15 protein-coding genes and 1 tRNA gene are annotated in these 13,494 nt (G+C 72.0%); 5 read left to right on the top strand and 11 right to left on the bottom strand.

The window, feature by feature from the left end; all coding sequences use genetic code 11:
- Positions 1–32: 32 nt before the first annotated feature.
- From zwf to ppgK, 4 genes are read left to right on the top strand one after another with little or no spacing between them, the layout of a single operon-like run.
- Positions 33–1,490, top strand: a complete 1,458-nt coding sequence (gene zwf, locus NMQ01_RS07515; RefSeq protein WP_255186229.1) for a glucose-6-phosphate dehydrogenase — start codon at positions 33–35, stop codon at positions 1,488–1,490.
- The gene (gene edd / locus NMQ01_RS07510; protein WP_255186228.1) at positions 1,487–3,301 is read left to right on the top strand and encodes a phosphogluconate dehydratase; all 1,815 of its coding nucleotides are present in this window, start codon (positions 1,487–1,489) and stop codon (positions 3,299–3,301) included. Before zwf ends, edd begins: the two co-directional genes overlap by 4 nt.
- Positions 3,298–3,924, top strand: a complete 627-nt coding sequence (eda, locus tag NMQ01_RS07505; protein WP_255186227.1) for a bifunctional 4-hydroxy-2-oxoglutarate aldolase/2-dehydro-3-deoxy-phosphogluconate aldolase — start codon at positions 3,298–3,300, stop codon at positions 3,922–3,924. Before edd ends, eda begins: the two co-directional genes overlap by 4 nt.
- Entirely contained in the window at positions 3,917–4,696 is a 780-nt protein-coding gene (gene ppgK, locus NMQ01_RS07500) for a polyphosphate--glucose phosphotransferase (RefSeq protein WP_185222156.1), read from the top strand. The genes eda and ppgK overlap by 8 nt, the downstream gene beginning before the upstream one ends.
- Positions 4,697–4,735: 39 nt before the next feature.
- Here ppgK and NMQ01_RS07495 read toward each other — a convergent pair whose 3' ends face one another.
- Together NMQ01_RS07495 and NMQ01_RS07490 are read right to left on the bottom strand one after the other, a co-directional pair.
- A complete protein-coding gene (locus NMQ01_RS07495) occupies positions 4,736–5,296 on the bottom strand; it encodes a hypothetical protein (RefSeq protein WP_255186226.1) in 561 nt (186 codons plus the stop codon).
- Positions 5,274–5,423: a hypothetical protein gene (locus tag NMQ01_RS07490; protein ID WP_255186225.1), complete on the bottom strand. Its 150-nt coding sequence runs from the start codon at positions 5,421–5,423 to the stop codon at positions 5,274–5,276. The genes NMQ01_RS07495 and NMQ01_RS07490 overlap by 23 nt, the downstream gene beginning before the upstream one ends.
- A gap of 442 nt (positions 5,424–5,865) precedes the next feature.
- On the opposite strand from NMQ01_RS07490, the gene NMQ01_RS07485 reads away from it, so the two are divergent.
- Positions 5,866–6,027 carry a hypothetical protein gene (locus NMQ01_RS07485; protein ID WP_255186224.1) on the top strand — a complete coding sequence of 54 codons (162 nt, stop codon included), beginning with the start codon at positions 5,866–5,868 and terminating at the stop codon, positions 6,025–6,027.
- Positions 6,028–6,163: 136 nt separating this feature from the next.
- On the opposite strand, the gene NMQ01_RS07480 is transcribed toward NMQ01_RS07485, so the two are convergent.
- The 9 genes from NMQ01_RS07480 to NMQ01_RS07440 all read right to left on the bottom strand — a co-directional run bounded on the left by NMQ01_RS07480 (position 6,164) and on the right by NMQ01_RS07440 (position 13,437).
- Positions 6,164–6,295, bottom strand: a complete 132-nt coding sequence (locus NMQ01_RS07480; RefSeq protein ID WP_255186223.1) for a hypothetical protein — start codon at positions 6,293–6,295, stop codon at positions 6,164–6,166.
- 194 nt (positions 6,296–6,489) lie between these two features.
- A tRNA-Pro gene (locus NMQ01_RS07475) sits at positions 6,490–6,563 on the bottom strand.
- A gap of 78 nt (positions 6,564–6,641) precedes the next feature.
- Positions 6,642–8,123 carry a ribosome biogenesis GTPase Der gene (gene der, locus NMQ01_RS07470; protein ID WP_255186335.1) on the bottom strand — a complete coding sequence of 494 codons (1,482 nt, stop codon included), beginning with the start codon at positions 8,121–8,123 and terminating at the stop codon, positions 6,642–6,644.
- A gap of 74 nt (positions 8,124–8,197) precedes the next feature.
- On the bottom strand, positions 8,198–8,896 hold the full coding sequence (cmk, locus tag NMQ01_RS07465; protein ID WP_255186222.1) for a (d)CMP kinase: 699 nt from the start codon (positions 8,894–8,896) through the stop codon (positions 8,198–8,200).
- A gap of 22 nt (positions 8,897–8,918) precedes the next feature.
- Positions 8,919–10,043, bottom strand: coding sequence for a prephenate dehydrogenase (locus tag NMQ01_RS07460; protein WP_255186221.1), 1,125 nt, complete (start codon positions 10,041–10,043; stop codon positions 8,919–8,921).
- On the bottom strand, positions 10,040–10,951 hold the full coding sequence (locus tag NMQ01_RS07455) for a pseudouridine synthase (protein ID WP_255186220.1): 912 nt from the start codon (positions 10,949–10,951) through the stop codon (positions 10,040–10,042). Before NMQ01_RS07455 ends, NMQ01_RS07460 begins: the two co-directional genes overlap by 4 nt.
- Complete coding sequence (gene scpB / locus NMQ01_RS07450; RefSeq protein WP_255186219.1) at positions 10,951–11,637, bottom strand: SMC-Scp complex subunit ScpB; 687 nt, start codon at positions 11,635–11,637, stop codon at positions 10,951–10,953. The genes NMQ01_RS07455 and scpB overlap by 1 nt, the downstream gene beginning before the upstream one ends.
- Positions 11,630–12,544 (bottom strand): ScpA family protein, encoded by a 915-nt coding sequence (locus NMQ01_RS07445; RefSeq protein WP_255186218.1) that lies wholly within the window; start codon positions 12,542–12,544, stop codon positions 11,630–11,632. The genes scpB and NMQ01_RS07445 overlap by 8 nt, the downstream gene beginning before the upstream one ends.
- Before the next feature lie 5 nt (positions 12,545–12,549).
- Entirely contained in the window at positions 12,550–13,437 is an 888-nt protein-coding gene (locus NMQ01_RS07440) for a ParA family protein (RefSeq protein WP_255186217.1), read from the bottom strand.
- Positions 13,438–13,494: the final 57 nt, after the last annotated feature.

The following is a 13,494-nucleotide window of genomic DNA, read 5'->3' as shown; positions in this document are numbered from 1 at the left end:
AGCGTTCATAAGTTTCCCTAGGCTCACCGCCCATGAACGTGACCGCGCCTCTCGAGGCCACCGACTTCGTCATCTTCGGAGGCACGGGCGACCTCGCCCTCCGCAAGCTGCTCCCCGCGCTGCTGCTCCGACTGCGCGACGGCCAGCTGCCCACGCGGACGCGCGTCGTCGCCGTCTCGCGCGCCGGTCTCGACGACGCCGGCTACCGCGACAAGGTGCGCGGCGCGCTCCCGGAGTTCGTCCCCGGCGTCACGTCGGGCGAGATCGACGACTTCGCCGCGCGGCTCGAGCACGTGTGCCTCGACGTCGACGAGCCGGACGACTGGCACGCACTCGGGGATCGCCTCCGCGAGCGGGCGAACCCGGTCCGGGTCTTCTACCTCGCCGTCGGGCCGGCCCTCTTCGGGACGATCTGCCACCGCCTCGACGAGATCGGGCTCGTCCAGCCGAGCAGCCGTGTCGTCCTCGAGAAGCCGCTCGGGCACGACCTCGCCTCTGCCCGGGAGATCAACGACTCCGTCGGCGAGGTCTTCGCCGAGTCGCAGATCTTCCGGATCGACCACTACCTCGGCAAGGAGAGCGTGCAGAACCTCCTCGTGACGCGCTTCGCCAACTCGGTCTTCGAGCCGCTGTGGCACGCCACGGCCATCGACCACGTGCAGATCACGGTCGCCGAGTCGGTCGGTGTCGGGAGCCGCGGCGGCTACTACGACAGTGCAGGCGCGATGCGCGACATGCTGCAGAACCACCTGCTCCAGCTCCTCTGCCTCGTCGCGATGGAACCCCCGACCCAGGTCGCCGGTGAGTCGGTGCGCGACGAGAAGCTCAAGGTCCTGCAGGCCCTCACGCCGCTCGAGGACCTCGACGGCGCGTGCGTCCTCGGGCAGTACACGGCCGGTCTCGTCGACGGCGCGGCCGCCCCCTCCTACGTCGAGGAGGTCGAGGCGCCGAGCCGGACGGAGACCTTCGTCGCGCTCCGGGCGGAGGTCCGCAACTGGCGCTGGGCGGGCGTCCCCTTCTACCTGCGCACCGGCAAGCGGATGCGCGAGCGCTGCTCCGAGATCGTCGTCGCCTTCAAGCCGACCCCGCACCCGATGTTCCCCGGCAGCGAAGGGACGCAGGAGCCGAACAGGCTCGTCATGCGCCTCCAGCCCGACGAGAGCGTCAGGCTCCACCTCGTCGCCAAGGAGCCCGGACCCGGCGGGATCCGAGTCCGCCCCGTCTCGCTCGACCTCAACTTCTCCCAGGCCTTCGGCGCACCCTCCCCCGACGCCTACGAGCGACTCCTCATGGACGTCGTGCGCGGCAACACGACGCTCTTCATGCGCCGCGACGAGATCGAGGCGGCCTGGCGCTGGGTCGAGCCGATCATCCGTGGGGTCGGTGCCCGCCGACCCCGCCCATACGCGGCCGGCACCGACGGCCCCGCCGCGGCCGACCTGCTGATCGAGCGTGACGGACGCTCCTGGAACGAGGACGTGACCCGATGAACCCCACCCTCCACCCCGTCATCGACGACGTGACCACCCGACTCCGCGAGCGGAGCGCGACGACCCGCCGGGCCTACCTGTCACGGGTGCGTGCCGCCGCCGACCGCGGACCCGCCCGCGGCCGGCTCGGCTGCGCCAACCTGGCCCACGGCTTCGCCGGAGCACCTCGGGAGGCGAAGGCGGACCTGCGCGGCCTGGTCAAGCCCAACATCGCGATCGTCACGGCCTACAACGACATGCTCTCCGCGCACGTCCCCTTCGCCGGCTACCCCGAGACGCTCAAGAGGGCGGTGCTCGGGGCGGGCGGCATCGCGCAGGTCGCCGGCGGCGTGCCCGCGATGTGCGACGGGATCACCCAGGGACGCGACGGCATGCAGCTCTCGCTCTTCAGCCGTGACGTCATCGCGATGTCGACCGCTGTGGCGCTCTCGCACGACATGTTCGACGGCACGCTCCTGCTCGGCGTGTGCGACAAGATCGTGCCGGGCATGCTCATCGGTGCGCTGTCCTTCGGCCACCTGCCGACCCTCTTCGTGCCCGCGGGTCCGATGACCTCGGGACTGCCGAACGGTGAGAAGGCGCGGGTGCGGCAGGAGTACGCCGAGGGCAAGGTCGACCGGCGCGCCCTCCTCGACGCGGAGGCCAGCTCGTACCACTCCGAGGGTACGTGCACCTTCTTCGGCACGGCGAACAGCAACCAGCTCCTCATGGAGGTCATGGGCCTGCACCTGCCGGGAGCCACCTTCGTCAACCCCGGCACGCCACTGCGGGAGGCGCTGACCGTCGAGGCCGGGCGCCGGGTCACCGAGCTCGCGCTCGCCGGGCAGGCGCCGCTCGGGGAGGTCGTCGACGAGCGGGCGGTCGTCAACGCGTGCGTCGCGCTCCTCGCAACGGGCGGCTCGACGAACCACACTCTCCATCTCGTGGCCATCGCGCGGGCCGCCGGCATCATCCTCTCTTGGGACGACCTCGCCGACCTGTCGACGGTCGTGCCCCTCCTCGCCCGCATCTACCCCAACGGCTCCGCGGACGTGAACCACTACGCGGCGGCGGGCGGGCTCGCCGTCACCGTGCGCACCCTCCTCGAGCACGGACTGCTCCACGAGGACGTCCTCACCGCGGATGGCCGGGGCCTGCGGCGGTACACCCGTGAGACGCGGCTGCGCGACGGCGAGGTGGTGCGTGAGGAGGGACCGGCAGAGAGCCTCGACGAGTCCGTGCTGCGGACGGTGGACGCCCCCTTCGCCACGGACGGCGGTCTGCGGGTCATCGAGGGCAACCTCGGTCGCGGCGTCGTCAAGGTCTCCGCGGTCGCGCCGGAGCACCGGAGCGTCACCGCACCGGCGCGGTGCTTCGACGACCAGCACGACCTGCTGCGCGCCTTCGAGGAGGGCAGCCTCGACGGCGACCTCGTCGCCGTGGTCCGGCACCAGGGTCCGGCGGCCAACGGGATGCCGGAGCTGCACAAGCTCACGCCCGCGCTCGGGGTCCTCCAGGACCGAGGCCACCGGGTCGCGATCGTCACCGACGGCCGGATGTCCGGCGCCTCGGGCAAGATCCTCGCGGCCATCCACGTCACGCCCGAGGCCAGCCTCGACGGCCCGCTCTGCCGCGTGGTGGACGGCGATCTCGTCACCGTCGACGCGGATGCCGGGACCTTCTTCGTCCACGACGACATCAGTGCGCGGGAGGCGCACCTCGTCTCCCACGACTTCACGGGCACCGGCCGTGAGCTCTTCGACAACATGCGCGCGTCGGCCGGCCCGGCCGACGAGGGCGCGTCCTTCTTCTTCTCAGGTGGTCACGCATGAGCCTTCTCGACATCTCCCCCGTCATCCCCGTCGTCATCCTCGAGGACGCCAGCCGGGCGGTCCCGCTCGCACGGGCCCTCGTCGCGGGCGGCATCGACATCATCGAGCTCACCCTGCGCACCTCGTCCGCGCTCGAGTCCATCGAGCGGATCGCCAAGGAGGTGCCCGAGATCACCGTCGGGGCGGGCACGGTCGTCGACCCGGCGCAGGCGGGGCAGGCTGCAGCGAAGGGGGCGAGCTTCCTCGTCTCCCCGGGCGCCACGGACCCCCTCCTCGACGCCATGACGGAGACCGGGCTGCCCTTCCTCGCCGGCACCGCGACCGTGAGCGAGATGCTCGCCCTGCGCGAGCGCGGCATCCGCGAGGCGAAGGTCTTCCCCGCGCGGGCCTCGGGTGGTGCTCCCTTCCTCCAGGCGGTGCACAGCCCGGTGCCCGACATGCGCTTCTGCCCCACGGGTGGGATCGGCCCGGCCGACGCCGCCGACTACCTCGCGCTCCCCAACGTCGGCTGCGTCGGCGGCTCGTGGATCACCCCCGCGGCCGTGGTCGAGGTCGCTGACTGGGGCGAGATCACCCGCCTCGCGAGCGAGGCGCTCGCGGTGGCCGGGACCATCCGTGCCTGAGCACGTCGTCGGGGTCGACGTCGGCGGGACGACGATCAAGTCCGCCCTCGTCGACGCCGGCAGCGGCATCCTCATGGGACAGCGATTCGTCGCCGACACCCCCCGGCCGGCCACGCCGGCGGCGATCTCCGAGTGTGTGGCGGAGATCGTGCGGGCGTTGGCACCGACCGACGCCACCCCCGTCGGCATCGCCCTCCCGGCCGTCGTCCGGCGCGGGGTGGTCGAGACGGCCGCGAACATCGACCCGTCGTGGATCGGGTACCCCGTCGAGGACTCGCTCCACACGGCACTGGCGCGCCCCGTCACGGCCGTCAACGACGCCGATGCCGCCGGCATCGCCGAGACCAGGCGGGGCGCCGCGGCGGCAGGCTCCGGTGTCGTCGTCGTGACGACCCTCGGCACCGGCATCGGCAGCGCCCTCCTCGTCGACGGCACCCTCGTGCCGAACACCGAGCTGGGTCACCTGCCCATGTCGGGCCGCCCCGCCGAGCACCTCGCCTCGACCGCGGCCCGGGAGCGGGAAGGGCTCTCGTACGTGAAGTGGGCGGAGCGGCTCACCGCCTACTACGGGCTCCTCGAGAGCCTCCTCACCCCCGACCTCATCGTCGTCGGCGGGGCGGTGAGCGCATCGGCCGACCGGTTCCTCCCGCACGTGCGCACCCGCGCCCCGATCGTCCCGGCAGCGCTCGGCAACGACGCGGGGGTCATCGGCGCCGCTCTGGCAGGCCGACGGGTCGCCGACCAACCCGTGGTGATGCCCGCGGCCGGATGACGATGGGGTCCTCAGTCGGGCCGGGCTCGTCGGTGACCTTCACGGCTTCATCCTGATGCCGGGAACGGTCCGATCGACGGTGTAGGCGTGTGCTGCGGTGATGTGCCGCTCCTGACGATCGACGACAGCGGCCACCTCCGTGGACTTGAGGATGTCGTCGAACTGCTGGCGGGAGTCGGCTCCGATGACCAAAGCCGCGTGGTGGCGGCGGTGCGCAGGGCCCGCGTGGTTCACGCCCGGGGTGCTCCACATGGCTGCGATGTAGCGCATGAAGGTGTACGTGCGCAGATCCTGGGCGCCGGCCCCGTGCAACGCTCGTCCCAGCTCGTCGTGGATGAAGGTGCGGAAATCACGGGACCGGGTGCCCTTGCGCTGCCGGATCATGACGACGGTCCGATGCCCGACGCTGTCGTCGAGTCGTTCGGTCCACCACCGCCCTCGAGACTGGCCGGTCTGGTAGCCGATGACGGTCTCGAAGGGGTTCTGCTCGTCGAAGTAGACAGCCTCGGAGTGCGGGATGTTGCGGACGGCTCCGACGACACCCGCGAAGCGGAGCTCGGCGATCCCGTCGTAGTCCTCAGGACTGATGGTGCCGACCATCCCGGTCGCCGGCCGCACGGTCGGCGAGCAGTTCTCCGGTGGTCGTCGCCGAGGTGTCGACCCGAACGGCGCCCTCGGTGGTCTGGACCCACCAGGCGTCGGCGGTTCGAAGGATCGAGATGCTCATGAGGTTGCCACTTTCATCAGGCCCCGGAGCCGGGACAGGTCGAATTCGTTGTCTTCTCGCAGGGCGACGGCCATCGCACGTAGTTCGCGCACCGACTCGCGGCCGGGCGCGATGCCCCGTGTAAACAACACCGCCCACCCCCGCCCCCTTCGCACGCCCCCCGCCCCCTGCCTCGGCGATGCGATGCAGGATGCCTTCCTCGGCGCCCTGCACGGCCTCACCGCCGTCGGTCCCCGTGCGCGAAGCCGCCGAGCAACTCGGCGTGACGACCGACGAGGTCCGGGCCATGGTGGGGCAAGGCATCCTCTCGGCGACTCCCTCCGGTGCTGGCATCACCGTCCCCTCGCTCAACAGGGCCGCAGGACGGCACCAACAGGGCAGCGGGCGCCGCCCGTCGCCGAGCGCTAAGGGTGGGAGCGCCACGACGCGGAAGCGACGCGCGGTGAGCGTCGAGGAGGCTGCCGCCGCCGATCGGCGCCGCCTTTCGATCTTCGATCTATTGGACCGTGAGGACGCCGAGGACGCCCGTAAGATCGAGCGGATGGAAGCGCGCGCGGCGGACCGACGCGCGCGCGGGGGTACCCGCAGCCTCGCGACGGCATGACCGGCCGGCCGGTGAGCGGGGGTCTGCCGACATTGGGCCGCCGTCGCTAGAGCCTGCCTCGGCGCACCGCGCCCCTGTCGGTCTCCCCGGCCGCGTTCTGGCGTGGGGTCGGGACCTCGGCCGCTCCGCGCGCGCTCTAGCCCTCTCCGAGCCCGAACTCCTCCGCCGGGCCCCATGACCCGTCACTGAAGAGCGCGACCGCGCGCCCGTCCTCACTGGCCACGACGACGAAGGTCGCCCCGGCCTCTCCCCCTTCGATCTCATCCATGCGGCGACGGTAGGCCCGCGCCTGACCCTCCGCAACAAATCTCACGCGAGGCGCCTTGCGCATTGCTGTCTGACGCTTCCCGACCACGCCCCGTTTCCCCGTTGCTGTCACGGTTGCTGTCAGACACGCTCTCGCTCCTCGCCCCGGACACGACGAAGGCCCGGAATCCGTTAAGATTCCGGGCCTTTTACCCGTCGGGCTGACAGGATTTGAACCTGCGACCCCTTGACCCCCAGTCAAGTGCGCTACCAAGCTGCGCCACAGCCCGTGGCTGCTCCCTCAGGAGCGAACGTCACCATATCCCACGTCCCCGGCACTCACCGAATCGAGGTCCGCGGGTCTCGGATCAGCGCCGACGACGCTTCTCGCGTACCCGCACGGAGATCTCGATGGGCGTGCCCTCGAAGCCGAACTCCTCGCGCAGACGGCGCTCGAGGAAGCGTCGGTAGCCGGCCTCGATGAAGCCCGAGGCGAAGATGACGAAGCGCGGCGGACGGGTCGAGGCCTGGGTCGCGAAGAGGATCCGCGGCTGCTTGCCCGAGCGCACCGGGTGCGGGTGCGCCGAGGCGATCTCGCCGAGCACGGCATTGAGCCGCGAGGTCGGCACACGGGTGTCCCACGAGTCGAGAGCCGTGTCGAGAGCCGGCGTCAGCCGGTCGACGTGGCGACCGGTGAGCGCCGACATGTTGACTCGCGGCGCCCACTGCGTCTGCACGAGCTCGCGCTCGATCTCCCGCTCGAGGTAGAAGCGGCGCTCCTCGTCGAGCATGTCCCACTTGTTGTAGGCGATGACGAGCGCGCGTCCGGCCTCGACGACCTGGCTGATGATCCGCAGGTCCTGCTCGGTGATCGACTCGTGCGTGTCGATGAGCACGACGGCGACCTCTGCCTTCTCGAGCGCCGCCTGGGTGCGCAGCGAGGCGTAGAAGTCGGCGCCCTTGGTCTGGTGGACCCGCCGCCGGATGCCAGCGGTGTCGACGAAGCGCCACGGGCGCCCGCCGAGCTCGATGATCTCGTCGACGGGGTCACGCGTGGTCCCGGCGAAGTCGTCGACGACGACCCGCTCCTCCCCCGCGAGCTTGTTGAGCAGACTCGACTTGCCGACATTGGGCCGGCCGATGAGGGCCACGCGACGCGGACCCCCTTCGGGCAGTGCCTTGCCGGAGGCGGAGACCTCCGGCATGACGTCGAGGACGGCGTCGAGGGCGTCGCCACTCCCCCGCCCGTGGAGGGCGGAGACGGGCAGCGGCTCGCCGAGGCCGAGGTTCCACAGCGCGGCCGCGTCGGCCTCGAAGCGCTGGTCGTCGACCTTGTTGGCCACGAGCACGACCGGCTTGCCGGACTTGCGCAGCAGCCGCACGACCGCCTCGTCGTCGTCCGTGGCACCGACGATGGCGTCGACGACGAAGACGACGACGTCGGCCATCTCGATGGCCACCTCGGCCTGCTCGGCGACGCGCAGGTGGATGCCCTCGGCGCCGATCTCCCAGCCACCGGTGTCGAGGAGGGTGAAGCGGCGGCCCGCCCACTCCGCGTCGTAGGCGACGCGATCACGGGTGACGCCGGGGGTGTCCTCGACGACCGCCTCGCGGCGCCGCAGCACGCGGTTGACGAAGGTCGACTTGCCGACGTTGGGCCGGCCGACGATGGCGACGACGGGCAACGGCCCGGCGGCGTGCTCCTCCTCGCCCGGCTGGAAGCCGTCGATGATCGCGCGGTCCTCGGCCGTCAGCTCGAAGTCCTCGAGCCCGGCACGCAGCACCCGCTCGACGCCCTCGGCGCTCTCGTCGTCCCCGTGGGGTGCGGTGGGTTCGGTGGTGTCCACGATGCTCCTGGTCAGTCGGTGGTGACGGCCATTGTCGCAGCCGTGGGCGGGCGGGGCCGCCGATGTCGAAGGGGGTGTCAGCTCGCTCGCGCAGCAGCGACGACGTCCATCACCGCGGCGACCGAGCCGTCGAAGTCGAGATCGGAGGTGTCGACGACGGTCACACCCTCCGCGGCCTCGGTGAACTGCGAGACGGTCGAGTCGTCGCGGTCGCGCCGCACGACCTGGTCGCGGGTCGCGGCGATGGCCGCGTCGTCGGTGGCGCCGTGCACCTCGAGCGAGCGGCGCCGCAGCCGGGCCTCCTCGCTCGCGGTGAGCAGGATGCGCACCTGGGCGTCGGGCGCGATGACGGTCGTGACGTCGCGTCCCTCGGCGACGCACGCACCGTGGCGCGCGGCGATGTCGTCGATGAGCGCGCGCTGGCGTCGCTGCATCTCGACGCGCACCTCGGGCACGGTCGCGACGGTCGAGACGAGCGAGCTGATCTCGCTGGTGCGGATCGCCGCGGCGACTTCGGTGCCGTCGACGGCGACCGTCGGCGCCTGCGGGTCGTCGCCGATCTCGAGCGGCAGGCTCAGCGCGGCCGCGATGATCGCATCGGCGTCACCGAGGTCGACCTCGGTGTGCCGGCACCACCAGGTCAGGGCGCGGTACATCGCGCCGGTGTCGAGGTAGCCGGCGCCGAGCCGGGTGGCGACGGCGCGCGAGACGCTGGACTTGCCGGATCCCGAGGGTCCGTCGATGCCGATGACGAAGGGGGCGGGCTGGCTGGTCACGAGGGGTCAGCCTAGTCGCCGCTCAGGAGTGGATCTGCCACCCGCGGGTCTGCAGGGCCTCGGTGAGGGGTCCGGCAGCAGCCGGCAGCACGGAGATCTCCGCCACGCCGAAGGGCAGTCCGAGGCCGTGGTCGAGGCGCAGGTCCTCCATGTTGACCCCCTCCTCGCCGATCTCCGTGAGCAGACGCGCGACCTCGCCCGGGCGGTCGTCGACGACGACCCGCACGACGGCGTAGGCGGCCGGCGGCGCACCGTGCTTGCCGGGGATGCGGGCGTGGCCGGCGTTGCCGTCGGCGATGCTGCGGGCGAGCACCGCACGGGCCCCGGGGGCGTCCGCGACGTGCGGGTCGGTCGACAGGGCCTCGAGGGCCTCGACGATCCCGACGAGGTCGTGCGACATCGCGCGCAGCACCTGCGCGACGGCTCCGGCGTTGCCGGAGAGGATCTGGGTCCACAGGCCGGGGTCGCTCGCGGCGATCCGCGTGACGTCACGCACGCCCTGGCCGGCCAGACCCACGGCCTGCTCGCTCAAGTGCTCCAACCGGGCCGCGACGAGCGAGGCGGCGACCTGCGGAGCGTGGGAGACGGCGGCCACGGCGGCGTCGTGGTCGGCGGGGCTGAGGGTCGTGACCGCGGCACCCGTGGCCTGCGCGAGCCGGGCGACGACCTGCGTGGCGGTCGGGTCGCTCCCTTCGTGCGGGCAGAGCACCCACGCCCGACCCTCGAAGAGGTCGGCCCGCGCACTGATCGCGCCCGAGCGCTCGCGGCCGGCCATCGGATGGCTGCCGACATAGCGCTCGATGGCCACCCCGGCGCGCACGAGGTCGGCGAGGATCACCTGCTTGACGGACGCGACGTCGGTGACGACGGCCTCGGGCCACCGCTCCAGGGCAGCCACGACGAGGCGTGGCGTGACGTCCGGCGGCGCGGCCACGACGACGACACCGGGGACGACGTCGGCGCTGATCCGCCCGGCCCCGAGGTCACGGGCGAGCGAGACCGAGGTCTCCGACTGGTCCTCGAGCGTGACGTCGGCGCCGGCCGCGGTGAGCGCCAGCCCGATGCTCGCGCCGATGAGGCCGGTCCCGACGACGTGCACCGGGGGCAGGGCGGAGGCCGCTCCCTTCGCCTCGGTGGAGGCCGTCACAGCCCCGCAGCCTTGTAGAGGTCGCTGATCTCGCGCTGGCTCAGCGGCCGCCAGCGGCCGGACTTCGTCGACCCGAGGGTGATCGGCCCGACCTGGGTGCGCACGAGCGAGATGACCGGGTGACCGACGTGCTCGAGGAGGCGACGCACGATGTGCTTGCGCCCCTCGTGGAGGATCACCTCGACGATCGCCTTGCCCGGCTTGGAGTCGACGATGCGGAAGGAGTCGGCCTGGACCGGCCCGTCGTCGAGCTCGACGCCGGCGCGCAGCGTCTTGCCGAGGTCCTTGGGCACCGGGCCGGGGATCTCCGCGATGTAGGTCTTGAGCACGCCGTGCGCGGGGTGCTGCAGCCGGTGGGCGAGGTCGCCGTCGTTGGTGAGGATGAGCAGGCCTTCGGTGTCGGCGTCGAGCCGGCCGACGTGGAAGAGCCGCTCCGGGCGGCCGGCGACGTAGTCGCCGATGTTGAGCCGGCCGAGCTCGTCGGACATCGTCGTGACGACGCCGGCGGGCTTGTTGAAGGCGAGGTAGACCCGCGACTCGTCGAGCTGGATCCGCTCGCCGTCGACGTGGACGGTCTGGCGAAGGGGGTCGACGCGCACCCCGAGCTCGGTGACGACCTGGCCGTCGACCTCGACGCGACCCTCGGCGATGAGCAGCTCGCAGGCGCGGCGGGAGCCGACGCCTGCGGCGGCCAGCACCTTCTGCAGGCGGGTGCCCTCGGGGTTGTGGACGTCGATCGTCGGGCCGGTGGGCGGCGGGGGCGCGAGGTCCGGCTGGCCGGTTCGGCTGCGACCGGTGGTCCCCCGGTCGGGCTGGGGTCGGCGGCCGGGGCGCGGCGGCTTCTTCGGTCCGGTGCCGCGCGGGGCTCCCTGGGGTCCTCCGGGGCGGCGGTTGCGGGGTGGGGTCATCAGCGGGCCTCGTTCACGAGTTCGTCGAGCACGGATGCGTCGGGCAGGTAGGGGGCGATGGGCGGCAGGTCGTCGAGGGAGTTCAGGCCCATGCGCTCGAGGAAGTAGGGCGTCGTCCCGTACAGCGTCGCACCCGACTCCTCGTCCTTGGTCACCTCGATGATCAGGCCACGGGTGAGGAGGGTGCGCACGACGCCGTCGACGTTGACCCCGCGCACGGCGGAGATGCGCGCGCGGGAGATCGGCTGACGATAGGCGACGACGGCGAGGGTCTCGAGCGAGGCCGCGGTCAGGCGCGACTGCTGGCCGTCGAGGACGAATCGCTCGACGACGGGCGCGTAGGCGTGGTGGCTGTAGAAGCGCCAGCCGCCGCCGACGTTGCGCACGGTGAAGCCGTGCGAGCCGTCGGCGTACTGCCGCTCGAGGTCGGCGAGGTGGTCGCGGATCTCCTCGACCGGCAGCTCGAGCGCGGAGGCGAGCGCGTGGTCGGTGACCGGCTCCTCGACGACCATGAGCACGGCCTCGATGGCCGCCCGGGCGCCGCCCGGCAGCTCACCGACGTCGAAGGCCACCTGCACGTCGTCGCCCTCGGGCTCGAGGCCTTCGGGCTCGAGGCTCTCGGGCTCGAGGGCCTCCGCGGCCACCTCCGGCACCGCCTCCGGGACCGGGGCGTCTGGTTCAGTCATCGCTCTCCTCCACGACCCGCTCGTCCTGCTCGTCCTGCTCGTCCTGCTCGGGCGAAGGGGGCGGGGCCTCCCCTTCGTCGAACTCGGCACCAACGTCCACGGTGCCCTCCTCGCTGCCCGTCCAGCTCACCTCGAGCTCGCCGAGCGCCTCGGGCTGCTCGAAGACGACCTGCTTGTCGCGGAAGAGCTCGAGCAGCGCGAGGAAGCGCGCGACGACGACGAGCGTCGAGTCCGCGTCGCGCACGAGCGACCGGAAGGACGTCGTGCCGTCGCGGCGCAGCCGGTCGACGACCACGACCGCCTGCTCGCGCACGCTCACCGCGGGCGCGTGCAGGTGGGCCAGCCCGACGGTCTCGGGCTCCTTGGGCGTCAGGGCGCGGGCAGCGACCATCGCCAGCTGCTCGGGCGTGACGCTGATGACCAGCTCGGGCAGCAGCTTGGCCAGGTGCGGCTCGAGGCCGGCCTGGCGGGCGGTCATCCGACCGGTCGCGGCCATCGTCTCGCCGAGGAAGCGCGCCACGTCCTTGAAGGCGCGGTACTGCAGCAGCCGCGCGAAGAGCAGGTCACGCGCCTCGATGAGCTCGAGGTCATCCTCGTCGCCATCACCGGTGCTCGGTAGCAGGCGGGCGGCCTTGATGTCGAGCAGCGTGGCGGCGACGAGCAGGAACTCGCTCGTCTGGCCGAGGTCCCACGAGGGCTCGCTCGCCTGGAGCGCGCGCAGGTGGGCCATGAACTCGTCGGTGACCTTGGCGAGCGCGATCTCGGTGATGTCGAGCTGGTGCTTGCTGATCAGGCCGAGCAGCAGGTCGAAGGGACCTTCGAAGTTGTCGAGGTGGACGGTGAAGGCCTGCTCGGCGCCCCGCTTGGTGATGACGCCGCCCGGGACAGCGACCTCGGGGGCCTCCACGGTCGTCAGGGGGCGCCGCCGCGCGAGATGAGCTCGCGGGCCAGCTGACGGTAGGCGTTGGCGCCCGAGTGGCCGGTCGCATAGGTGGTGATCGGCTCCGCGGCGAGCGTGGCGTCGGGGAACTTCACCGTGCGGGAGATGACGGTGTGGAAGACCTTGTCGCCGAAGTGTTCGACGACCGAGCCGACGACCTCGCGGCTGTGCAGGGTGCGTCCGTCGAACATCGTCGCGAGGATGCCGTCGATCGTCAGGCCGGGGTTGAGCCTGTCGGTGATCTTGTCGATCGTCTCGACGAGCAGCGCGACACCACGCATGGCGAAGTACTCGGTCTCGAGCGGGATGATCACGCCGTGCGCCGCGGTGAGGGCGTTGACGGTGAGCAGGCCGAGCGAGGGCTGGCAGTCGATGAGCACCACGTCGTAGTCGTCGACGACGGGGCGCAGCACGCGCGAGAGGATCTGCTCGCGGGCGACCTCGCCGACGAGCTGAACCTCGGCGGCCGACAGGTCGATGTTGGCCGGGGCGACGTCGAGCCCCTCGACGGCGGTGTGCTGGATGATCTCGGTGATCTCGTGGCCGCGGGTGACCAGCAGGTCGTAGATCGTCAGGTCGAGGGTGTGGGTCGGCACGCCGAGGCCGACGGAGAGGGCACCCTGCGGGTCGAAGTCGACGAGCAGGACCCTGCGGCCGGCCTCGGCCAGGGCCGCGCCGAGGTTGATCGTGGTCGTCGTCTTGCCGACGCCGCCCTTCTGGTTGCACATCGCGATGATGCGCGCCGGGCCGTGCGACGCCAGGGGCGGCGGCTCGGGGAAGGAGGGCAGGGGTCGGCCGGTCGGACCCGGCTGGGCCAAGTCGTGCTCGAAGTCGAGCGGCGGCGTCACCTCGGATGCCACAGGCGGATCACTCCATCGGGTCTGGCGGTCGGTCAGCCTCTCGCTGATCAGCGACGA

The organism is Janibacter sp. CX7 (assembly GCF_024362365.1).
Lineage (GTDB): Bacteria > Actinomycetota > Actinomycetes > Actinomycetales > Dermatophilaceae > Janibacter.
Note: the sequence above shows the minus strand (reverse complement) of the source record. Positions and strands in the feature narration are given on the sequence as shown.

Bases quoted from the DNA above. Each gene is read 5' to 3' on its own strand.
- zwf (WP_255186229.1), top strand. From the start codon at position 33: ATGAACGTGACCGCGCCTCTCGAGGCCACCGACTTCGTCATCTTCGGA.
- edd (WP_255186228.1), top strand. From the start codon at position 1,487: ATGAACCCCACCCTCCACCCCGTCATCGACGACGTGACCACCCGACTC.
- eda (WP_255186227.1), top strand. From the start codon at position 3,298: ATGAGCCTTCTCGACATCTCCCCCGTCATCCCCGTCGTCATCCTCGAG.
- NMQ01_RS07495 (WP_255186226.1), bottom strand. From the start codon at position 5,296: ATGGTCGGCACCATCAGTCCTGAGGACTACGACGGGATCGCCGAGCTC.
- NMQ01_RS07490 (WP_255186225.1), bottom strand. From the start codon at position 5,423: ATGAGCATCTCGATCCTTCGAACCGCCGACGCCTGGTGGGTCCAGACC.
- NMQ01_RS07480 (WP_255186223.1), bottom strand. From the start codon at position 6,295: ATGGATGAGATCGAAGGGGGAGAGGCCGGGGCGACCTTCGTCGTCGTG.
- NMQ01_RS07455 (WP_255186220.1), bottom strand. From the start codon at position 10,951: ATGACCCCACCCCGCAACCGCCGCCCCGGAGGACCCCAGGGAGCCCCG.
- scpB (WP_255186219.1), bottom strand. From the start codon at position 11,637: ATGACTGAACCAGACGCCCCGGTCCCGGAGGCGGTGCCGGAGGTGGCC.